Here is a 22,410-nt window from a genome sequence, read left to right as displayed (position 1 = left end):
GCCCCTCAACCACTCAGCACCAGGCGGACCGCGAAGACACCGAACACGGCTGCGGTGAGACCGTCGGCGATCCGCAGCATCCGCGGGGACCGCAGGTGCCGGGCGAGGCGGTGGACCAGTCGCATCCAGGTGAGCAGCCAGATCAGTCCCAGGGACAGGTAACAGGCTGCCAGCAGGGGGACGCCAGCCGCCGGGGACATGCCCGGGGGAACGAACTGGGGCAGGAACGCCATCAGGAAGATGCCCACCTTGGGGTTGGACCCGGTGCACAGCAGCCCCTGCCCGAAGGCCTGGCGTACCGAGGGGCCGGTGCTTTCCGTCGGCGCCGCCGCGGGTGAGGACGGCTCGCAGGGCGGTGCGTGCGGTGCGTGCGCGGCGACCTCGGCCGGGGGGCGGGACGGGGCCCGGGCCTCGGCGCCGTCCCCGCTGACCGCCCGGCGCAGGGCCAGCGACGCCCAGCCGAGCAGGACGACCGCACCGGTCCACCGGAAGGCCGCGAAGAGGTCCGGCCGCGCCGCCAGAAGTGCGGCCAGCCCGGCCGCACCGAGCCCTGCCTGGACGGCCCCGGCCATGATCATGCCGAGCGCGGCGCCGGTGGCCACCCGCAGGGACCCGTTCAGGACCAGGCCGGTGATCAGTACCAGGTCGGGACCGGGCGCCATGATGACGACCAGCGAACTCGCCAGGAACGCGACGGTGTTGATCGCTACTCCTCGATGGACAGTCGGCGTTCCCCGGCTCGAACCGCTTCGTAGTCCCGCAGGATCTGCTCCTCGTCGGGGTGGGCGAGGATCACGAATCCGAAATTGAGGCTGTCGACCAGGTCCCGGGTGGCGGGGACGCGGTCGCCGTCGGCCAGGTTCTGGATCGAGAAGTGATGACTGGGCAGAGCCCGGATGCCGTCCAGGGCGGACGTGCCGCGGACAGTGCCGGAGCGGGGGGCGATGTGGAAGACGCACATCTGGTGGACGAGCAGTTCGTAGCTCTGCGGCAGTTCACCTCCCGTCAGCCAGCGCACGGTCTGGTCGATCTGGCTGTCGCCGGTGGCGTTGCGGTTGAAGCGCGGCTGGCCCCCGCCGTGGGGGCGGGCTCCGAGCTCGATGAGCAGCGGCCCCTCCGCGGTGCCCATCACCTCGACATGGGCCGCGCCGAAGCGCATCCCCACGGCGTCCAGGACCCCGAAGACGTATTCCGCCAGTTCGGAAAGGGCCGGATCGTCCGGGGGGAGCCATCGCATGGTGTCGTAGACGGCCATGTGCGGACCGTTGTCGATCTTGCGGTAGGCGCACACGTCGACCAGCGCATGCTTGCCTTCGTGGCTGAAGGTGTCGATCACGTACTCGGTGCCGGTGACGAACTTCTGGACGAGGAGCCGGTCGTCGATCTCCCCGAACTGGTTGACCCGGCCGAGCTGGCGTGTGAACACTCCGCGCCAGTCCGCGCCGCCCGCCAGTTTGATCACGCCGTCGGTGCTGGCGCTCTTCGGCGGTTTGACGACGAGGTCCGCCCCCGTCAGGCCCTCCCGTTCCAGCCAGGCCGCCACCTCGTCGGCGTCGGCGGTGCAGAGCTGCGGGATGACCGGCAGGCCGGCGGCCGCGACGGCGTCCGCCATGCTGCTCTTGTCACGCCGGGCCGCCGCGAGTTCCGGCACGTTGCAGCGTTCGGGCAGCACCCGCGGGGCGAGGCGTTCGGCCAGTTCCACCCCGGACTCGCAGCCGGCCAGCACACATCGCGGGTCCAGCTCACGCAACCGACGCACCACCGGTTCCAGGTCCCCCTCGTAGACGATGATCTCGGCGAAGTCCTGCGGCCGGTAGGAGGACGCGTAGGCCTCCGGCGCGCGGGGCCCGGTGACCACCGCGACCACGGGCACGGAGTGTTCGGCCAGGGCTTCGGGGAAGAGCGCGCCGGAGGAGTAGGGATCGACGATCACGCAGGGGCCGGCCCACGGGGCCGCCGGGTCCCGTTCAGCGTTCGGCACGGTCGGCCGCCTTCCGGGCCAGCTCGGCCACCGCGTCGCAGTAGCGCGCGAAGAACTCTCCGGCGGGTTCGCTGATACGGCGGGCTCGCACCGGGGCGTGCACCATGCCCTCCTCCATGACGTACGTCACCGGTGTCCCGTTCTGCCGCAGCCTGGCGGTGTACTTCTCGGCGTCGATGCGTAGGGAGTCCATCTCGCAGCCCACGACGTAGGCGGGCGGCAGATCGTGGAAGCTGCCGGTGAGCAGCGGCGAGACGTACGGGTGCTCCGCCTGTTCGGGCAACGGGCAGTAGCAGGCGGTGTAGAACTCCATCTCACCGCCGGAGAGCAGGGGGGCGTCCTCGCCACCGTGCCGCCACCGGGTGAAGTCGAGGACGGGGCTGATCACGGCCTGGCCGCGCAGCCGGGGGCCGCCGCGGTCGCGGGACATCATCGACAGGATCACGGCCATGTTGGCGCCGGAGCTCTCCCCGCAGAGCACCGCGCCGTGGGGGTCGATGCCGTCGAGCCCGAGGCCGGGCAGGTCGGCAAGGGTGCCGCACAGCCCGGCGTAGCAGTCCTCCAGCGGGCCGGGGTGCGCGTTCTCCGGGGCCATGCCGAAGTCTAGGGCGATCGCCACCAGGCCGGTGCGGTCGGCGAGTTCGGCGACCAGGCTGTGGTGGCTGTGGAGAGAGCCTATGACGAAGCCGCCGCCGCGTATGTAGAACAGCACGGCGTCGCCCGTGCGCCGGGCCGGCTCGTAGACGCGGATGCGGGCTGTGCGACCGCCGTGGGTGACCGTCGCGTCCCGGTGGCGGACGCCTTCGGGCACGGGGATGGGAAGCACTTCGGTCAGGGCGTCGTAGAGGACGCGCTGTCGTTCGACGGGGTAGGTGTAGAAGTCGGGCGGCAGGGCGCCGTCGACCGTCTCCACGAACTTCTCGATGCCGTCTGCGTAGGCCATGGGCAGCTTCGCTCACTTCCGGATCGGGTCGTGCCGGAGAACCGCGGCACGGGCTGGGCACGAGTCGGGGTGGACGGGGGCTCAGGTGGTCTCGGCGGGGGTGGGCGAGACCGGGCGGGGGGCGGCCCCGGCGGGCTCCCCCGGAACGACGTCGGTCGGGTCGGGGTCCGCGGCCCGTTCCGCTTCGTCGGCCGACGGTTCGACCATGCCCATGAGGGTCGCGACGACCGCCACCGCGGTCAGCACGCCGCACAGCCACCAGACGGAGGCCGCCGACGCCTGCCAGGCCGCGATTCCGATCACCGGGCCGACCGCGTAGCCGATCTGCATGGGGAAGGCGGAGGCCGCGATGTACCGGCCTCGCAGGTGGGCGGGGGCGACCCGGCCGGGCCAGGCGGAGGCGGTCGGGGTGCCGATCATCTCGCCGACCGTCCACACCACCGTCGCGACGACGAACATCGCCATGCCGGGGCCGGCCACGTACAGGTTCATGCCGACACCCACCAGACCGACGCCCAGCGCGACGGCGAACCGCGCCGGAAGGTGTTGCACGTACTTCGTGAACAACAGCTCCAGGCAGATGACCATCACCGCGTTCAGCGACAGCAGGGCCGAGTAGAAGGTCGCGCCGTGGCCGTCCGCCCTGAGCTGGAGCGGGAGTGCGGAGGTGTGCTGGATGTAGACGACGGCGTTGAGGAACAGCGCCACCAGGAACAGCAGATAGCGCCTGTCGCGGAGCACGGCCAGATACGACCGGCCGTCGGTCTCCGGTTCCCGTGGGCCGGATTTGGCGGCCGCGTCCGCCCGCACCAGGATCAGCGCGAAGAGTGCGAAGCCCACCGACGTGACCGCGTCGACGTAGAACATCAGGTCGTAGGAGATGCTGATGAGCAGTGCCCCCAGCAGCGGCCCCGCGGTGGTGCCGAGGTTGAACGCCATGCGGTAGACGGCGAACACCATCACATGGTGTTCCTCCGGAGTGGCCTCCACCAGCAGTGCCGAGGATGCGGGCCGGTACGCCTGCGCCAGCACGCCGATCAGCGCGGCGACCGCGATCACCACCGGCAGGCTCTCGATGTGGACCAGGCTGAGCGTGAACAGGCCGGCCAGCGCCATGGAGCCCACGATGGTCCACGCGTAGCCGATCCGGTCCGAGATCGAGCCGCCCACCAGGACGCCGACGACCGAGCCCACACCGTAGGCGCCGAGCGCGAAGGCGGCGGCGGAGGTGCTGAAGCCCTTGTCGGTGAGGTAGAGCACCAGGTAGATCTGGAGGAAATTGCCGAGCCTGTTGATCAGCATGCCGACCAGGACCAGCCAGATCGGGCCGGGGATCCCTCGCAGGGTCTGCATGACGGACGGCCGGGCGGCCTTCGGGCTCTCCGTGGAGCCCTCGTCGGTGTCGGTCACGGTGCGGGGACCCCCGCCGGGCGGGAGACGACTTCGACGATCTCCGCGGCGCTCAGCAGGGCGGCGCGCGCCTGCTCGGCGGAGTCGGACAGGGCGATCACCCGGGCGTAGCGGGAGATGTAGCCGCGCGGCGGCAGGCGCAGCACCGCGCCGGGGTCGACCATCACGTCGGCGCTGTGGACGCCGGATACGAAGCGGTCCTCGTGGACGGTCACGGAGTCGATCTCGACGTCGTGCTCCGGGTAGAGGAACCTGATCGCGGCGGCCCTCCGGTGGCGCACCGTGGTGTCCGGGCGCCGGCCGGCAGCGGTGTCGGCCGCGGCCATCGCGATGTCGACGCCGGTGGCCAGCTCCCCGAGGTAGGGGATCATGTCGCCGCCGAGGCGGGCGTTGACCTCCATCAGACGAAGGCCGTCGGCGGTGATGCGGAACTCGGTGTGGCTGACCCCGGTGTGGAAGCCGAGCGCGGCGTGCGCGGCCCGCAACGCCTCGAGCAGCCCGGTGTCGGTGAGCAGCGGGTCGGACCCGTCGACCTCGTGGCCCGTCTCCTCGAAGAAGGGCGCGAGGCCCACCTGCTTGCGGGCCACGGCGAGCGGAACGCACTCGCCGTCGAAGAAGACCGCGTCGACGCTGATCTCCGGGCCGTCCGCGTACTCCTCCACGAGGACCGGCACGTCGAAGACGGGCACGCCGGGGTAGGAGGCGTCCGAGGCGGCCTCGTAGGCGCTCTCCACGTCGTCGGGACCGTCGGCCCTGCGTACGCCCATCCCGCCGGCCAGGCCGCGCGGTTTCACCACGACGGGGAAGCCGATCTTCTTCGCCGCGGTGCGTGCCTCGTCCAGGGAGCGGACGCCGATCGACGCGGGCTGGGGAACCCGGGCGGCCTCCAGCGCGATGCGGGTGGCGTTCTTGTCCCGGCAGGCGACGACCGCCTCCGGGGAGTTGCCGGGCAGTCCCAGCGCCCGTGCCACATGGGCGGCGGGCGTGACGAGCCCCTCGTCGTAGCAGAACACGCCGGTCACTCGGTGCGCGGCGGCCACTTGGAGGGCCGCCTCGACGAGAGCCTCGGCGTCGGTGTTGTCGACGGCCGTGCCGCCCACGACGTACGGGTCCTCCCAGGTCACCGCCGCGGGCTGGAGGAGCCATAGCGCGTAGCGCTGGCTCACCGTTCGCAGGATGAACTCCCTGCTGCGCCGGCCGCTGCTCCCGATCAGGAGCAAAAGCGGCTTCTCACCGTCCCACGCCATGGTTCGTGTCTCCTCGTTCGTCGTCGTGCTCGGGCGGGTGCGCGCCGCGGCGCCGTCCCCGGCGCCGCGGCGGAGCCGTCGCAATGGGTAGAACACCGGCGACTCCCAGGTCGTTGCAGTCCGCGGCCCGCGGCTGCGACCGGACGGACCGGCCGGGTCAGACCGCCGGGCCGGGCCGGGCGAGCGCGGACGACAGGGGCCGGTGCTCACGGGTCGTCACAGCGCATCGGGGGGCGGTGCGCGGCCGGCTCTCGGAGAAGACGGCCGTGACCCGGGCCCCGGAGCGCACGGCGGGGACCTCGGCGCGCAGCCGCGCCGTGGACGTCTTGCGGTCGTGCCAGGGGCAGATGAGCCGGGAGGCGTCCGGCGTCACACCCGCCAGGTGCAGCGGGCCCCCGCGGTGGGGGCACTGGGCGCTCATCACGAAGCCGCGCCCGCCGACCGTGGCGTACACGTAGGCGATGCCAGCGACGACCACACAGTTCTCCCGTCCGGTGACGGCGAAGTTCACTACAGGCATTTGCGGTAGTCCCCCACCGAGTGGATCTCGTAGACGCACTCGTCCGACAGGATGTCGGCCCCGTGCAGCCGGTTGCGCCGGATGACGACGCCCTCGCCCGCCTCGAGGGTCAGCGAGGAGTCGAGGCCGCTCTCGAAGCGCATGGTGCCCGACACGATGTGGCAGAGCTCGTCGCCTTCGTGGCAGTGGGTGTTGGACAGTTCATTGAAGGGCTCGACCAGGTGCGCCACCGGCGCCACCACTCGCCCCTCCCGGATCGCCTCGTAGACGGGACCGTGCAGCTTCTTCAGTTCGGGCTGGTCGTCCATCCAGGCGATCTGCGCGCTCAGGTCCTTGTCGGCGATGCCCAGGAGCACCCGGTACTCCTCGATGCCCCGGACGATCTCGGGGATGATGCCCTCGCCGTGGGCGTCGATCAGCGGTGCGATGATCTTCTCGCGGGCCATTCGGCCGTGGTGCTGGTCGATGTGGATGTGCTCGGTGAAGTACTTGGTGTCGACGGACTCGCCGAAGACACCGTGGAGCAGCCGGTCGGCGCGTCGGCAGAAGTCGACCAGGGAACTCTCCGTGTAGAACAGCGCGCCCACGTACCGGAAGAACAGTTCGTGGTTCTTGCCCAGGTAGTGGAAGTAGTTGTTCAGCAGCAGGCTGCTGTTGAGGTAGTACTGCCAGTACCGGTGGAGGTCGGTCCGCAGGCCGACGGACTCCAGCGTCCGCTCGAACAGGGTGCTGTGCTTGGTGTCGTGCACGCCGTAGCCGTACTCGTCGATGACGACCTTGAACCACTCCGACTGGGTGGGTCCGTAGTAGCCGAGGAGGTTGCGCATCATGGGTGACGCCTCGGAGAGGAAGTCGGGGGCAAACTGCACCAGCCACATCCGGGCGGCGCGCACGGGGTCGGTGGAACCGGTGACGGCCGCCTCCACCGGTGACGGCTCCTGGCCGCCGCCCATGTCGAGCGAGTCGAGGTAGCTGTCGAGGCTCGCCCTGGTCCACGTGCCCGAGGTCTCCACCTCGTCGTCGAGGAAGCCGAAGGCGTACCGCTCCAGGGCCGGGCGTATCCGCTCGCCGAGCGCCCGGTTCGCCGGGCTGTAGAACGCCCGGAAGTCCTCCTCCTTGCCCTCCAGTCCGGACTGGGGGAAGAACACCAGGTCCGCCTCGTAGACGGTGGTGAGCAGACGCTGCACGGCCAGGCTCGTGTAGTCGAGGATGTTCTCCCTGCCCGGGACCTTGTCGAAGTCGAGGTGCGGGAGCACCTGTGGCCGCAGCTGGCGGCGGTAGGGGTTGTCCTCGTTCTGCCAGGACAGGTTGTCCAGGTAGATCGGGTTCGTGGCGAACTGCACGATGGCATCGCGCAGTTCGGCGCCACTGAGTTCGAACGGGACGTGCTGCGGTACATGGCTCATTGCGTGCTCCTTGAAGAGAAGGAGGTGCGGCCGGCGCGGAAGGGGCGGCCCGCCGGGACGGTCAGGCGTGGACGTTGAGGGTGAAGTCGCTCCAGCGGATCCGCAGGGAGACCGGCTCACCCGCCTTCACCGGCACGGGCTTCTCCAGCGGGACCCACCCCTGCATCCAGTGCGAACCGGTGTTCTCCGGAGAGTTGCACAGCGTGGTTCCGTGCCCCATGTCCAGTTCGAACCAGACGGCCAGGGCGTGCGCCTCCCCGTCGGCGCTCGCGACGAAGTCGACCGGACGCTCGCCCGGCTCCAGGGCGTCCTCGGCGAGGTCGAACTCCATGACCCGGACGGTGTCGGACAGATAGCGGTGGGGCCAGGTGCTGAGCCGCACCGGGAAGTGGCTGCGGGTGGACAGCGTGTTCATGAGCGAGACGTCGAACCCGGACGCCGTCGTGACCTGGTTGAGCCGCAGGATGTCCTCGCTGCTGACGAGCCGGCCCTGCACCCGGGCTACCGAGGGGAGCATGATGCCGCCGGGCTTGAGCAGGTGCCGGCGTGCATGTCTGATCGACGGCAGGAGGCCCTCCCCGATGAGCCCGCAGTCGACGATCTCCGAGACGAGCACGTCCACCGGGGCGTCGAGGTCGCGGCCGATCTCCAGCAGGTTGGACGGCTTGCCGATCACGGTGATGATCTCGCTGAACCCGTGCGTGTCGACCGTCTGGCGGGCGACCTCCGCGAGCAGCGGGTTCATCTCACAGGTGATCACCCGCGCCGCGCCGGCCCGTGCGGCGGCCATGGCGAGCAGTCCGCTCCCCGAGCCGATGTCCAGGACCGTCGCCCCGGCCGGTATGCCGCGCGTCAGGGCTCCGACGAGGGCGTCGTTGCGCTCGGTGTCGTTCAGCATCGCGAAATGCCATCGGGGGACGGCGCCGCGCGCGATCCGCGCGAAGACGTCGGAGTCGGTGGCGCCGCCCACCGGCGCCGTGAGCAGTGCGGACGCCTGCTCCGCGATGTTGTTCATCTCCTGTGCCAGCGACTTCAGCGACGCCGTGATCAGACGGTGCTGTGCGTTGTCGAGCGACAGGTTCGGGCCGTCGGGTCCCGGATCATGCCCTGCTGTCGTGACCTGTGCGCCCTGGACCTGCTGCATGTTCGCCACCGCTCCTTACATCGAATCGCCGGACCGGCCTTGGTGTGCGACGGGCCGTCGAGGTCAGTGCTCCGTCGCATGGCGACCGTATGGAAGCCCGGTGTTGCGGAACTTCAGCAGCGCTCCAGTCCCCGTGGCGGTTCTGCCGGGTGGGGGCTCTCGCTCCAGGACTCCGGCCTGGGAGAACTCCGGCGCCGCCCGTCCGCTGGAAGGAGGCGGCAGAAACCGGGGCCCCGGACCGGTTGATTGCGCCGCTTCCGCGCGTGCGGCGGACCGGGGGGTGTGAGGCCGGGGCAGGGACGGCGTCGCCCGCCGCACGGGGACTCCGTACGGCGGGCGACGAGGCTTCGGGAGCTACCGGGCGTCGTGGAAGATGACGCCGAGCACATGGCGCTGCCCGCTGTGCACAGCGCTCACACCGTGCCGCAGAGCCACCCGGCTCCAGCCACGTGCTGAGCGCACCGGGCGGTGGTTCACCGTGAAGATCATTCCCTGCCCCTGCACGGGCCGCTTGACGACCGGTCGGGACTGGGCGCGCGGGCGCTGCTCGACGAACACACTCTCGCCGCCGGTGAAGTCCTCGTCCGGCCGGTCGAGCATGACCGCCACCTGGAGCGGGAAGGTCAGGTCGCCGTAGACGTCCTGGTGCAGGCAGTTGTACCCGCCCTGCTCGTAGCGCAGGACGAGCGGCGTCGGGCGAAGCTGTCCGGCGGCCGAGCACTGCGCGAGCATCCCGTCGAGACTCGGTGCGAACGGCGGCTGTCCCAGACGCCGCGCCCAGTCGTTGGCGATCTGCGCGAGAGGTGGGTACAGCTGCTCTCGCAGCTCCTGGACCAGGGCTGGCAGCGGGTAGGAGAAGTAGCGGTAGAGGCCCTCCCCGAAACGGTGCCGGGCCATGGTCACCGTGCTGCGGAAGGCGGCGGGGTCGTCGAAGAGATCCCGCAGGGCCGCGCAGTGCTCGGGCGACAGCAGGGGCGGGGTCAACGCCACTCCCTCCCGGTCGAGTTCGGCCGCCAGCGCCCGCCAGTCGAGTCCGCCGGGCCCCGGGGTCCCGTCGGTCGCCACCGCCGCCTCGGGCGCGGGTACGGGTGGGGGCGCGGGTACGGCGAAGGTCGGGCCGGGCAGTTCGAGGCCCGGAATGTGCGGTGGTTCGTACGCGTTCACGTGCTCTGCCTCTGCTTTCTGCGGTGGGCGGGCGGGTTCTCAGACGCTCGCCGTGGCCGGCGCCTCGACGGCGAGCAGGTGCCGCTTGGCCTGCGGCCCTCCCGCGTATCCGCCGAGACCGCCCGCGGCGGGGAGGATCCGGTGGCAGGGCAGCACCACACACAGCGGGTTCGCGCCGAGCGCCGTGCCGACGGCACGGGCCGCGCCGGGCCGGTCGAGCGCCCCGGCGAGCTGCGCGTACGTCGCGGTCCGCCCGTACGGCACGAACTCGGCCAGCATGAGGTTGGTGTCCCGGCTGAACGGGGTGGCCAGCCGCATGTCCACCGGCACGGTGAACTCGCGGCGCGTCCCGTTCAGATACGCGTCGATCTGCTCGCGGGCCTCTTCCAGCACCTCGAGTCCCGGGGCACGCTCGTCCTGTGGTCCCACCGGGTGCAGGCCGCCCCGGCTCAGGCGCTGGGCGGCGGTCGCGGCCGTGCCGTAGCAGCACAGGACGAGCGCATCGTCCGTCGCAGCGAGCGCGAGCGGGCCCAGGGGCGTGGTGTGCATCACCACCGTGGCGGCGTCGCCGACAGTGCTGAGGGTCACCATGGTCGAACTCCTCTACTTCATGTTCATGATGAACGGGCCACGCCGCCGGAGTGACGGCCGTGACGCCCGCTCGGCATACGCATGCGTCGAGGGTGTGAACACCATTGCGGCACGAAGAGTTGCACCGGGCAGGGCAGCACGCGTCCCGGTGGACGGGCATCGCCCCGACGGGGGCGCCGCAGCACCCGGGGCCCGCCCCCGGGCACGCCTTCCGGGGGTAGCGCCGAAGTGGGTTTGATCCGCTTTGACGGACATTCGAGATCTGGGGTTCTGCCCCGGGAGGATGTCCATCATGGAGAGCATGGGGAAGAAGAAGCCTCGCCGCCCTCGCCGTTCGTTCACGCCGGAGTTCAAGGCCGAGATCGTCGGGCTGTGCCGACGAGGCGAACGCTCGGTCGGGCACGTCGCCAAGGACTTCGAGGTGGCCGATACCGCGGTGCGGGACTGGGTAAGGCAGGCAGAGGTCGACGCGGGCGAACGCAACGGGCTGACCAGTGGCGAGCGTGAGGAGTTGGCCGCGTTGCGGCGGGAGAACCGCCGTCTGCGTGAGGATGTCGATGTCCTCAAGCGGGCCACAGCTTTCTTCACGAAGGAGACCCGGTGACGGTGCACCCGTTCATCGAGGCGGAGAAGCAGGAAGGTCACAGCGTCAAACGGGCGTGTGAGCTGATGAAGGTCTCCCGCACCGCCTACTATGCCCGTCGCTCCGGTCCGCCCGGACTCCGTGCGGTGCGGGATGCCGAGCTGACCGTGCAGATCACCGAGGTTCATATGAAATCGCGCGGGACCTACGGGGCGCCGCGCGTGCACGCCGAGCTCAAGCGCGAAGGCGCCGGGTGCGGCCGCCGTCGTGTCGCGCGGCTGATGCGGGCTGCTGGGCTGCAGGGCCGGCACCGCCGCCGACGGCACGTGACCACGACTCCCGATCCCGGGGCTGCCCTCCGACCCGACCTCATCGTCCGGGACTTCCAGCCCGGCCGCACCGGGCTCGATGCCCGCTGGTGCGGCGACATCACGTATGTCCCGACCGAGGAGGGCTGGCTCTATCTGGCCACGGTCATCGACATCGCCTCCCGGCGCGTGGTCGGCTGGGCAACCGCTGATCACCTGCGGACCGAGCTGGTGGCCGATGCGCTGACAGCCGCCTGCCGGCAGCGCCGCCCCACCCGTCCCGTGATCTTCCCCGCCGACGTACCCAGCCTGCCACCGGGCTGATCCGGCACCACCTCTTGCAGGGCCCGGTCCAGGACCGGGCCAGGTCCAGGTCCAGGGTCAAAAACGCTCGGAGAGCCACGCGTGGACAGCGAGAGCGGTCGTACGGGCATGTTCCTCCAGCATGGTGAAGTGGTCGCCCGGCACGGTGACTTCCCCGTGGGGCAGGCGCCACGGCTCCGCTGCCTCGATGCCGGGCAGACCGTCCCTGGCGCGGACGAAAAGTGTGGGTGCTGAGAGCTCCGACGGTTCCCAGCCGGAGAACCGTTCCAGGTAGCCGGCCATCGCCGTGAGCCGGTCGGTTTCCGCCGAGGCGAACTGAGCGGCCTTGTCGAGCATCCCCACGGTCATGGCAGAAAGCGCGGGCCCCTCGCCGGCCCGGCTGACGCTGTCGCCGGGAAAGGTGTCGACCAGGACCACGGCGGACGGACGCACGCCCGTGCGTTCGAGGTACCCGGCCACAGCGTGCGCCACCCAGCCCCCCGCCGAACGGCCCAGCAGCACGAACGGCTCGTCGCCCGAACACGCGAGAACGGCGGCGGCCTGCGCCGACACGAAGGCGTCCAGCGTCGCGGGCAGGGCCTCGCGCGGCAGGAACCCCGGATTCGGCAGCACCGAAACGTCCCGCCGGCCCTGAAGGGACAACCCGAAGCGGGCGTACTCATGAGGGCCCGAGAGCGCGCTGAGAGCCGGGAAACAGATCAGCCGGGGGCGGGCGGCCCCGGTCGCGACGGTGACGGCTGCGGGTGGGGTGCCCAGGGCCTCCGCGCTGTCGAAGACCTCACGGAAGCGGGAGGCGATCGTCAGAAGTGCCATCCCCTCCCACGCCTTGCCCAGAGCACACGCCGTACGGAACAGAGCGGACAGGGAATCGGTCGCGGCGCCACCGGGCACCGAAGTCCCTTCCAGGGCTCCGCCCATCGCTCCCCCCGGCGTCACCTGCGGGGCCGGGGATGACACCGGGGATTTCGGGGATTCCGGCGCAGTCCGCGAAAAGTGTTCCTCCAGGTGGGCGGCGACCGCACGCGGGGTGGGGTGATCGAACAGGAGCGTGGCCGGCAGGGCAAGCCCCGTCACCGTCGCGAGCCGGTTGCGCAGCTCGACCGCGGCCAGTGAGTCGAGACCCAGCTCCGCCAGCGGGCGGTCCGCCTCGACCGCGGACGGCCCTGCGGTGTATCCGAGCGCCGCGGCCGCCTCCGTCCGTACTTCCGACAGGAGCAGTGCGCCGTGTTCGCCGGAGGGTGTGTTCGCCAGCCGGTGCTGCAGAAGATCGCCGGCCCCGGGCTCCGCGGGTGCCCGGCGGGCGGGACCGCGGCCCGGCACCCGGGAGAAGGCTGCGCCGGTTGCCCCGCGCACTTCCGGGTCCAGACGAGCTGCGACCAGGACCGCGTCCCGGCTCTGGACGGCGGTGTCGAAGAGTGCGAGGCCCTCATCGGTGCGCAGCGGGATGAGGCCGGAGCGGGCCATCCGGTGCAGATCCGCGCTTGCGAGATCGGCGGTCATACCGCCGCTCTGCTGCCAGGGCCCCCAGACAAGAGAGGTGCCCGGCAGGCCGGTACTCCTGCGGTGCTGCGCCAGAGCGTCCAGGAACGAGTTCGCCGCCGCGTAGTTGCCCTGACCGCCGGATCCGAGCACACCGGCCACCGACGAGAACAGGGCGAAGACCGCCAGATCACTGTCCCGGGTCAACTCGTGCAGCGCGAGCGCCGCGTCCACCTTCGGCCGCAGCACCCGGTCCAGGCGCTCCGGTGTGAGCGCGCCGATCACACCGTCATCCAGCACACCCGCGGTGTGGATCACGCCGGTCAGCGGGTGCTCCCGCGGCACAGCCGCCAGGAGCGCGGTCAGCGCGGTACGGTCGGCGACGTCGCACGCGGCGACCGTCACCTCGGCACCCAGCCCGGCCAGCTCCGCGCACAGCTCGACGGTTCCGGGCGCGCCGGCTCCGCGCCGTCCGACGAGCAGCAGGTGGCGTACTCCGTGCGTGAGCACGAGGTGGCGGGCAAAAGAGACGCCCAGGGAGCCCGATCCCCCGGTGATCAGGACGGTCCCCCCGGGATCCAGCCGGCGCGGTGCACCCTCGTCCGCCGGCGCACGCGAGGCGCGAACCAGTCCCGGCACGTACGCGGCCCCCTCCCGCACGGCCGTCTGCGGCTCCGGGCCCGCCAGGACCTGGGCCAGGGCACCTTCGGACGCGGGGCTGCCGTCGACATCGACCAGTGCGAAACGGCCCGGGTTCTCCGTCTGCGCCGAGCGGAGCAGACCCCACACCGGCGCGCAGACGAGAGCAGCGTCGCCCTTCGCGGTGACGGCGTCTGTCTCCGCCCCGGTCACGACAGCGCCCGACGTGAGGACGACCAGACGGGAGTTGGCCAGGCGTTCCTCCGCGAGCCAGTCCTGCACCAGCCGCAGCGCCCATCCAGCCGTACGGTGTGCGGCCGACGCACGGTCCGGCCCGTCCGTCCCCGTCAGCGGCGGACACGCGACCACGACGTCCGGTGCGTCCGCGCCCGCCGAAGCCGGATCCGCGTACGCCTCCAGCCGGACACCCGACCTGAGGAGCGCGTCGCGCAACCGCGGACCGGGCTCGCCCAGAACACCCCACGTACGCGGCGCCGTCACCGAGGCGGGCGAATCGGGCAGGCGCGTCCAGTCCAGACGGAACAGGCCGTCGTCGTGCGCCCGGACCTCCTTCAACTGCTCGCGGGGAAGCGGCCGCAGGACCAGCGAGCGCACCGTGGCCACGAGGGCTCCGGACCCGTCGGTCAGCTCCAGCCGTGCTCCGCTCTGCGCCGTCGGCGAGACACGCACCCGCAGCCGGCCGGCACCGGATGCGTGAAGCCGCACACCACTCCAGGCGAACGGCAAAGACACCCCACCACCACTGTCAATGCCGCTGCCGCTGCTGTGACTGTCGTCCGGCGCCGGTGTGACTGCCCCGAGCGTCATGGTGTGCAGCGCCGCGTCCAGCAGAGCCGGATGCAGCGTGAACCGCCCGGCGTTGCCCTGCTCCTCGGGCGGGAGCGAGACTTCCGCGAGGATGTCGTCGCCCAGACGCCAGGCGGCCCGCAGCCCCTGGAAAGCCGGGCCGTAACCGAGCCCGGCCCCAGCAAGCAGGTCATAGAAACCTGCGCCGGGCCCGGCGTCGAGCGCCAGCGGGACGGCGCCCGAAGGCGGCCACGGACCGGACACGACCACGGGCTCCGCCGGCTCCTGGGACGCGAGGATCCCGGACGCGTGGCGGCTCCAGGACCCCTCCTGCCCGGAAGTGCGCGGCCGCGCGTAAAAGACCACGGACCGCCGCCCACCCGCCTCCGCCCGCGCCACCTTCACCTGCAACTCGACCGTTTCCTCCCACGACAACGACAGCGGCGCCGTCAGAGTGAGTTCCTCCAGCACAGCGGCCCCCACCCGGCCTCCCGCGTGCACCGCCATGTCGACGAATGCCGTCGCGGGCAGCAGCACGGCGCCCAGCACCGCGTGGTCGGCCAGCCAGGGATGGTCACGCAGTGACAGCAGACCGCTCAGCAGCAGACCGCCGTCGTCCGCCGTCGACGTGGCAGAGCGCAAAAACGGATGAGGCACCGCATCCGGCTCCGCCACGGCTTGCGGCCGGTCCGCCTCCAGCCGGTCCGCCTCCAGCCAGTACCGCCCACGCTGGAACGCATACCTGGGCAGTTCCGTACGCCGTGCACCACGTCCCGCGAAGACGGCACGCCAGTCGATGCTCACACCGTGGGCGTGCAGTGCGGCGACGGCGGTGAGCAGCGCCTCGGCTTCCGGCCGGGTCCCGCGCAGCGTCGGGACGACCAGGGGCGCAGGCGCGGCACCGTCCGTCACCGGCGCAGGCGCGTGCGCGCCGGACAGGCAGTCCCGTGCCATGCCCGAGAGCACACCGTCCGGGCCGAGCTCCACATAGTGGGTCGCGCCGCGCTCCCGCAGAAACCGCACCGAGTCGGCGAAGCGGACCGGGCGACGTACGTGGTCCACCCAGTGGCCGGGCGAGCACAGCTCCGCGTCCGTGGCCGACCGGTCCGCCACCGCGCTCACCAGGGGAAGCAGGGGCGGGGAGTAGGTGATCCCCCGCGCCACCGCGGCGAACGCGTCGAGCATGGGTTCCATGCGCGCGGAGTGGAACGCGTGACTCACCCTCAGCCGCGTGGTCCCGCGGCCCTGTCCGCGCCAGTACGCCATGGCCTCCAGCACCGCCGGTTCGTCACCCGAGACGACGACCGAGCGGCCGTTCAGGGCCGCGATGTCCACCTCCTGCTCCCTGCCGGCGAGGAACGCGGCGATCTCGTTCTCGTCGGCCTGTACGGCGGCCATCGCCCCGCCCGAAGGAAGTTCGTCCATCAGACGGCCCCGTGCCGCCACCAGCGCGCAGGCGTCGGCGAGGGACAGCACCCCGGCGGCGTGTGCCGCCGCAACCTCGCCGACGGAATGCCCCGCCACCATGTCCGGGCGTACACCCCAGGACTCCAGCAGCCGGAACAGGGCCACTTCCAGGGCGAAGAGCGCGGGCTGCGCGAACCGCGTCGAATGCAGAAGCCCGCTCTCCTCCGGTCCCTCGGCTCCCGCGTCCGCGAACACCACCTCCCGCAGCGGCTTCGGCAGGAGCGGATCCAGCAGCGCGCAGGTCTCGTCAAAGGAACGGGCGTAGACGGGATACGTCTCATACAGTTCCCGGCCCATACCGGCACGCTGGCTGCCCTGGCCGGTGAACAGGAAGACGACCGGGCCCGCCGGGCGGGGACCGCTCGTACTCACCCCCGGCCGCTGCTGCCCTTCGGCCACCGCATCGAGGCAAGCGAGCAACTCCTCCCGGTCACCGGCCACCACCCCCGCGCGGTACTCGAAGGCCGCGCGGGTCGTGGCCAGCGAGAACCCGAAATCCAGCAGGCTCGTTCCAGGGCGCGCACCCACTTCGTCGTGCAGCCGTCGGGCCTGTGCCCGAAGCCCCGCGGCGCTCCTGGCCGACACCGGGAACGCCACGGCTGTTGCTGCCGTCACGGCCTCCCCCACCACCGTGGAGCGGCCGCCCGGGGCACACCGGTCCGCCCCGGGCGCCTGCTCCAATACCACATGCGCATTGGTCCCGCTGATCCCGAAGGACGACACACCCGCCCGCCTGGGCCGGCCGGTCCGGGGCCACGGCACCGCCCGGGTCAGCAGCGACACCGCACCCGAGGACCAGTCCACCCTCGGCGTCGGCTCATCGGCGTGCAGCGTACGGGGCAGCACACCGTGCTCCATCGCCTGGACCATCTTCATCACACCGGCCATACCCGCCGCGGCCTGCGTATGCCCGAAGTTCGACTTGACCGAGCCCAGCCACAACGGGCTCTCCCGCTCCCCGGCCCGCCCGTAGGCCGCCAGGAATGCCTCCGCCTCGATGACGTCACCGAGCCGGGTGCCCGTGCCATGCGCCTCCACCGCGTCGATCTCCCCGGGCTCCAGCCGCGCGTCGGACAGAGCCTGACGGATCACCCGCTGCTGCGCCGGCCCGTGCGGCGCGGTCAGGCCATTGCTCGCACCGTCCTGATTCACCGCGGAACCACGCACCACAGCCAGCACCCGGTACCCGGCCAGCCGCGCCTCGGACAGCCGGGTCACCAGCAGCATTCCCGCACCCTCGGCCCACCCGGTGCCGTCCGCCGACGCGGCGAACGCCTTGCAGCGGCCGTCGGGCGCCAGCGCGCGCTGCCTGCTGAACTCCACAAAAGAGTTGGGCCCCGACATCACCGTGACACCACCGGCCAGCGCGAGCGAACACTCACCCCTGCGCAGCGCCTGAGCCGCCAGGTGCAGGGCCACCAACGACGACGAACACGCCGTGTCCACAGTGATCGCCGGCCCTTCCAGGCCCAGGGTGTAAGCGATACGGCCGGAAGCGACACTGCCCGCGTTCCCGATACCGAGATAACCCTCGACCTGCTCCGGAGTACGGGCGAACCGGCCGGCGTAATCGCTGTACATGAGCCCGGCATAGACACCTGTACGTGTCCCGCGCACCGTGCCGGGGTCGATTCCGGCATGCTCGAAGGCCTCCCAGGCGACTTCGAGGAGCAGCCGGTGCTGCGGATCCATCGCCAAAGCCTCGCGGGGCGAGATACCGAAGAACGCCGGATCGAAGCGGTCCACCCCGGACAGGAAGCCGCCCTCGCGTACGTACGTCCGGCCCGCCCGTCCAGGATCCGGGTCGAACAGCCCGTCGATGTCCCATCCCCGGTCGGCAGGGAACGGCGTGATGGCATCGACACCCTCATCGACCAGCCGCCACAGATCCTCCGGGGACTCCACACCGCCAGGGAAACGGCACGCCATCCCGACGATCACCACGGGGTCGTCATCCATGCCGGCTCCGTCCGGGCGGGTGGACGCCTCACCGGCCGGCTCGCCGGTGAGCCGCGCCCGGAGGTGGGCGGCCATCTCCGTCGTGGTGGGAAAATCGAAGGCGGCGGCCTCGGACAGAGAGAGACCGGTTACCGCCGACAGACGGTTGGACAGTACGGTCGACGTCAACGAGTCAAGACCCAGATCACGGAACGCGGTCCCCGGCTCCACCTCATCGACGGCGCACCCCAGTACGGCGGCGACCTCACCCCGCACCAGAGCCGGCAGATCCACCGAGCCCAGCCCTGCGGGCGAGGCGGCTTCGGCTTCGGCTTCGGCTTCGGCTTCGGCTTCGGCTTCGGCTTCGGCTTCGGCTTCGGCTTCGGCTTCGGCTTCGGCTTCGGCTTCGGCTTCGGCTTCGGCTTCGGCTTCGGCTTCCAGGAGCCTCGCCGGCAGGTCGGCGAGCACGTACCGCTTGGCCTTCCCCGAGGCGGTACGCGGGATCCCGTCCACCTCATAGAGGGCGGCAGGGACCTTGAACGGCGACAACTGCTCCCGGCAAGCAGCGAGGACCGCCCTCCTGTCGAGTGCACCGGCCTTCACCGGGACCAGGTAGGCGACCGGCACCTCACCGAGTACCTCATCAGGTCGGCCGGTCACAGCAGCGTCCTTGATGCCCGCCAGCGACAGCAGTACCCCCTCCACCTCACCGGGGTGGACGTTCTCACCGGCACGAATGATCAGCTCACTGACCCGGCCCGTGATGGTGAGCTCACCGCCGGCATCGATCCGGGCGAGGTCACCGGTGCGGTACCACCCGTCACGCAGGACCTCGGCAGTGTCATCGGGCCGGCCGTGATATCCGGCCATGACACCGGGCCCCCCAACCCACAACTCACCCTCACCCTCACCCGACGCTTCACCGCCGCTCGCGCTGCCGTCGCCGATACGCACCCGGGTGCCAGGCAGCACACGGCCACACGAACCCCCCGGCCGGGCCTCACCCGGTACCGGCATCGTGACGGCCCCCGCTTCGGTACTCCCGTAATGCTCAAAAAACGGAACCCGACAGGTCTCCTCGAAGACCCCCCGGAAAACAGACCCGGCAGCCGCACCCCCACTGACACAGCCACGGAGCGCGGGAGCCCCCAGCCGCTCGGCACCCACGGCGTCAAGGAGCTTGCCGTACGTCGTCGGCACACCGGCCAGCAAAGTGAACGGGTCGTCCGTCCGGCGCAGTTCACCCAGCACGTCCGCCACGGAGAACCGCGGCAGGATCACAGCAGACGCTCCGGTCGCGGCCACCCCGACGACACACAGGATCTGGCCCATCGCGTGGTGCAGGGGCAGCGGCCAGAGCAGCCGGTCGCCGGCCGACATACCAAGGACGGCGACGAAACCGGAAGCCACCGACGACAAACGGTTGCGCTGTGTGGACAGCACACCCTTGGGCTTACCGGTCGAACCGGAGGTGTAGAGCAGCCATGCCACCTCATCGAGCCCGAGGTCGTCCGGAGCGGGCACCGGCGGCTCGGTAGCGGCCATGTCCTCATAAGAGAACGTGCCGGCCGTATCCGCCAGGACGTCGGCGTCACCGCCCCCCGCCTCGACGAGCACCACAGTCAGGTACGGGCGCTCCGGCAGGAGCAGCCGCAGCAGGCCCAGATGAGAACGGTCGGTGATGACGACCCGGGCTCCGCTGTCGTCCAGCATGTGAGCCAGCTCCGCACGCGTGCTCCGTGAGTCCATCGGCACACCGACCGCGCCCGCTCTGGTGACAGCGAGAACGCTCTCCACCGCTTCGACGCGATTACCGAGAAGGACCGCCACCCGCTCACCGTGCCGCAGCCCGAGTCCGGCCAGATGGCCGGCCAGCCGGCCGGTCCGCAGTTCCAACTCCTCATAGGTCACACGCGACGTGGAGTCCTGGAACGCGACCTTGGAGCGGAGGCGCCGCGCATGTTCCCGGAGCAGCTCGGGCAATGGCCGGATCGGGGCTACACGTGATGTCACCGGGACGAACACATCCTCTACGGGCAGGAGTTGATGTTGACACAGTATGGATCCGCAGACGGGCGAGCCCGTCATCCCTCCCGGAGCAGGCGTGTTGACGTCCAGCACGTCCGGCATGTCCGGCCGTCGGGGCCGACTCTGCGCCGTCTGCGCCGGGACACAAGCCTGATCGCCCGGCGGCTGGCCGGTTCCTGTCCGTGCCTGTTCCGTTCCTTCTGGTTCGGACCGATGCTGACCGGGACGACGGCGGGCAGGGCAGGCCGACAGAGGAGTGCGTGTGACGGTTCAGACATCGGGCGAAGCGGGCGACGATCACGAGAAGGGGGCAGGCGCCGAGCCGGGAAATGCGGCGGCCGAGGCCCAGGAGTCGATGACGCCCTTCGACGAGATCTACGACCGGCCCGATCCCCGGGCCTTCTTCCGCACCTTCCAGCAACTGGGCTACCGGACCCCGCACCATGCCCAGCAAATCCACCGCCGGCTGATCGCGACCGGTGTGTGCGCGGCTGAGGCCGGAGCGGTGCTGGACCTCTGTTGCTCCTACGGCATCAACGCGGCCCTGCTGAACCACGATCTGACGCTGGACGACCTGTACGACCACTACACCTCGCCCAGGGCATCAGCCATGACCACCAGCGAACTGGCCTCCTGGGACCGCGACTTCTACCGGTCCCGACGCCGCCCGGACGCGGTCCCCGTGTTCGGCCTCGACGCGGCACCCAACGCCGTCGCCTACGCACGCCGGGTGGGCCTGCTGGACGAGGCCTTCGGCGAGAATCTGGAGGTTGCGCCGCCGTCCGCCGCCCTCCTGCGCGCGGCGCGGCGCATCCGTCTGATCACTGTCACCGGCGGGGCCAGCTTCTTGTCGTCGCGCACCTTCCGGCCACTTCTCGAATCGGCCGAAGCTCCCGTGTGGGTAGCGGCGTTGGTGCTGCGCACCAGCTCCTATCAGCCCATCACGGAGTGCCTGGACTCCTTCGGACTGATCACGGAGAATGCGGCCCCCCTCACTTTCGTCCAGCGCCGCTTCACCAGTCCCGAGGAGCGGCAGTTCGCCATCGAATCGGTGACCGCGGCCGGCGAGGACCCTCGCGGGAAGGAGACGGACGGCCATTTCCACACCGCTGTCCAGCTGTCCCGCCCCGCCCAGGACACCGTTTCGCACCCGCTCACCGGCCTCGTCCACCCGGCCTGACCCCGCTCAGGCTCCCGGAAGGCGCGGGGCCCACCGGGTCCGGTTCCCTCCGGGGCCAGGTCACCAGAAGGCGCTCCGGGCTGCGTGAGGTGGTCCCCACCCGCCAGTGGACGGAGTCCGGCGGCTGTGCCAGCCGGAGCCCCGGGAACCTGGCCGCCAGACGGTGCAGGGCCAGCTGGAGTTCCACCCGGGCCAGCCATGCGCCCAGGCAGTAGTGCGGTCCGGCACCGAAGGACAGGGTGGGGGCCTCCAGCGGTGCGAACAGGTCGTCCGCCGTGCTTGCCGGGAAGACGGCGGGGTCGCGGTTGGCCATGCCGCAGTCCGCCAGGACCACCGCTCCGGCCGGGATCAGAACACCCCCGACCTCGACGCCCTCGGTCGCGCGACGTGTGCTCCCGCGGTCGTCGCCCAGAGGGATCAGGTGGAGCAGCCGGTCGGCCACCGCTCCGGCCGACTCCCCCGCGGCTGCGAGGCGCGGCCAGGCCTCCTGCCTCTCGGCGAGCAGGTAGAGGAGCGAGTTGCCGAGCATCGTCATCGTGCTGTCGTGTCCCCCCACCACCAGTCCGCAGACCAGGCTGACCAGTTGTGCCTCGGGGATGCCCCCCTCCTCGTCGGCCGCCCGGACCAGGCCGCTCACCAGATCGTCCCCGGGCTCGCGTCGCCGTGCGGCCAGTAGTTCCGCGCCGAACGCGGAGAACTCGGCCATGGCCGCGCCCACCTCGTCACCGCAGCGGGAGCCGTCCGTGAAGGCATGATCGCTCCAGTGACGCATCCGCTCACGCGCGGACGCGTCCAGTCCCATCAGCCGGCTGATCACGGCCACCGGCAGCGGCAGTGTGAACTCAGCGACGATGTCCACCGGCCCGTCGCCGTCGCTGTTGCTGTCGGCCAGTCCGTCCAGCAGCTGCTCCACGATCGCCGCGATCCAGGGTTGCCACCGGGCGACGGCTCTCGGAGTGAACGCGCGACGCATGGTGCGGCGCAGTCGCAGGTGACCGGGGCCGTCCTGGTTGAACATCAGGTCCGGGTCGTTGACCAGCCCCGGCACCTGGGACACGGACGGCCCGTCCGGCGCGTACAGCTCGGCGCGGCCGAACCGGCTGTCGCTGAGCACCTGCCTGACATCGGGATACCGGCTGACCAGCCAGGCCGGAGACCCGTCCGTGAGCTCGGTGAGCCGCGGCGGGCCCGGAGCGGCGAACTCCATACTGTGGAGCGGGGCCAACAGCGGTTCGGGACCAGCACTGTTGC

15 protein-coding genes are annotated in these 22,410 nt (G+C 71.1%); 3 read left to right on the top strand and 12 right to left on the bottom strand.

The genetic code is table 11. The annotated features are described in order from the left end of the window. Positions 1-5: 5 nt before the first annotated feature. From OG322_RS39395 to OG322_RS39350, 10 genes are all read right to left on the bottom strand, one after another. Positions 6-662, bottom strand: coding sequence for a LysE family translocator (locus OG322_RS39395; RefSeq protein WP_123465774.1), 657 nt, complete (start codon positions 660-662; stop codon positions 6-8). A gap of 44 nt (positions 663-706) precedes the next feature. After that, positions 707-1,981, bottom strand: coding sequence for an ATP-grasp domain-containing protein (locus OG322_RS39390; protein ID WP_123465772.1), 1,275 nt, complete (start codon positions 1,979-1,981; stop codon positions 707-709). Beyond that, complete coding sequence (locus OG322_RS39385) at positions 1,968-2,924, bottom strand: alpha/beta hydrolase (RefSeq protein ID WP_123465770.1); 957 nt, start codon at positions 2,922-2,924, stop codon at positions 1,968-1,970. Before OG322_RS39385 ends, OG322_RS39390 begins: the two co-directional genes overlap by 14 nt. A gap of 81 nt (positions 2,925-3,005) precedes the next feature. Then, positions 3,006-4,334: an MDR family MFS transporter gene (locus OG322_RS39380; protein ID WP_123465768.1), complete on the bottom strand. Its 1,329-nt coding sequence runs from the start codon at positions 4,332-4,334 to the stop codon at positions 3,006-3,008. Beyond that, positions 4,331-5,581, bottom strand: a complete 1,251-nt coding sequence (locus tag OG322_RS39375) for an ATP-grasp domain-containing protein (RefSeq protein ID WP_329307657.1) — start codon at positions 5,579-5,581, stop codon at positions 4,331-4,333. The genes OG322_RS39380 and OG322_RS39375 overlap by 4 nt, the downstream gene beginning before the upstream one ends. A gap of 157 nt (positions 5,582-5,738) precedes the next feature. Continuing rightward, entirely contained in the window at positions 5,739-6,101 is a 363-nt protein-coding gene (locus tag OG322_RS39370) for a Rieske 2Fe-2S domain-containing protein (RefSeq protein WP_123465764.1), read from the bottom strand. Beyond that, entirely contained in the window at positions 6,092-7,507 is a 1,416-nt protein-coding gene (locus OG322_RS39365; protein ID WP_123465762.1) for an iron-containing redox enzyme family protein, read from the bottom strand. The genes OG322_RS39370 and OG322_RS39365 overlap by 10 nt, the downstream gene beginning before the upstream one ends. A gap of 61 nt (positions 7,508-7,568) precedes the next feature. Then, positions 7,569-8,651, bottom strand: a complete 1,083-nt coding sequence (locus OG322_RS39360; protein WP_123466526.1) for a 50S ribosomal protein L11 methyltransferase — start codon at positions 8,649-8,651, stop codon at positions 7,569-7,571. A 354-nt stretch (positions 8,652-9,005) separates the two neighbouring features. Further along, complete coding sequence (locus tag OG322_RS39355) at positions 9,006-9,815, bottom strand: 2OG-Fe(II) oxygenase (protein ID WP_311316983.1); 810 nt, start codon at positions 9,813-9,815, stop codon at positions 9,006-9,008. Between the two features lie 39 nt (positions 9,816-9,854). Further along, positions 9,855-10,406: a methylated-DNA--[protein]-cysteine S-methyltransferase gene (locus OG322_RS39350; RefSeq protein ID WP_123465760.1), complete on the bottom strand. Its 552-nt coding sequence runs from the start codon at positions 10,404-10,406 to the stop codon at positions 9,855-9,857. 292 nt (positions 10,407-10,698) lie between these two features. Here OG322_RS39350 and OG322_RS39345 point away from each other — a divergent pair, with 292 nt between their 5' ends. Beyond that, the gene (locus OG322_RS39345; protein ID WP_123465758.1) at positions 10,699-11,010 is read left to right on the top strand and encodes a transposase; all 312 of its coding nucleotides are present in this window, start codon (positions 10,699-10,701) and stop codon (positions 11,008-11,010) included. Beyond that, the gene (locus OG322_RS39340; RefSeq protein WP_123465756.1) at positions 11,007-11,621 is read left to right on the top strand and encodes an IS3 family transposase; all 615 of its coding nucleotides are present in this window, start codon (positions 11,007-11,009) and stop codon (positions 11,619-11,621) included. The genes OG322_RS39345 and OG322_RS39340 overlap by 4 nt, the downstream gene beginning before the upstream one ends. Positions 11,622-11,678: 57 nt before the next feature. Here OG322_RS39340 and OG322_RS39335 read toward each other — a convergent pair whose 3' ends face one another. Then, entirely contained in the window at positions 11,679-19,964 is an 8,286-nt protein-coding gene (locus OG322_RS39335; RefSeq protein ID WP_329307656.1) for a type I polyketide synthase, read from the bottom strand. 277 nt (positions 19,965-20,241) lie between these two features. Here OG322_RS39335 and OG322_RS39330 point away from each other — a divergent pair, with 277 nt between their 5' ends. After that, complete coding sequence (locus OG322_RS39330; RefSeq protein ID WP_329307655.1) at positions 20,242-21,159, top strand: hypothetical protein; 918 nt, start codon at positions 20,242-20,244, stop codon at positions 21,157-21,159. Here OG322_RS39330 and OG322_RS39325 read toward each other — a convergent pair. Then, positions 21,134-22,366 (bottom strand): cytochrome P450, encoded by a 1,233-nt coding sequence (locus OG322_RS39325; RefSeq protein WP_123465754.1) that lies wholly within the window; start codon positions 22,364-22,366, stop codon positions 21,134-21,136. The two genes, OG322_RS39330 and OG322_RS39325, sit on opposite strands and share 26 nt — an antisense overlap. Positions 22,367-22,410 lie beyond the last annotated feature (44 nt).

This window comes from Streptomyces sp. NBC_01260, from assembly GCF_036226405.1.
Classification (GTDB): Bacteria; Actinomycetota; Actinomycetes; order Streptomycetales; family Streptomycetaceae; genus Streptomyces; species Streptomyces laculatispora.
The sequence above is the reverse complement of the archived record's forward strand: the minus strand, read 5'-3'. Positions and strand labels throughout refer to the sequence as shown.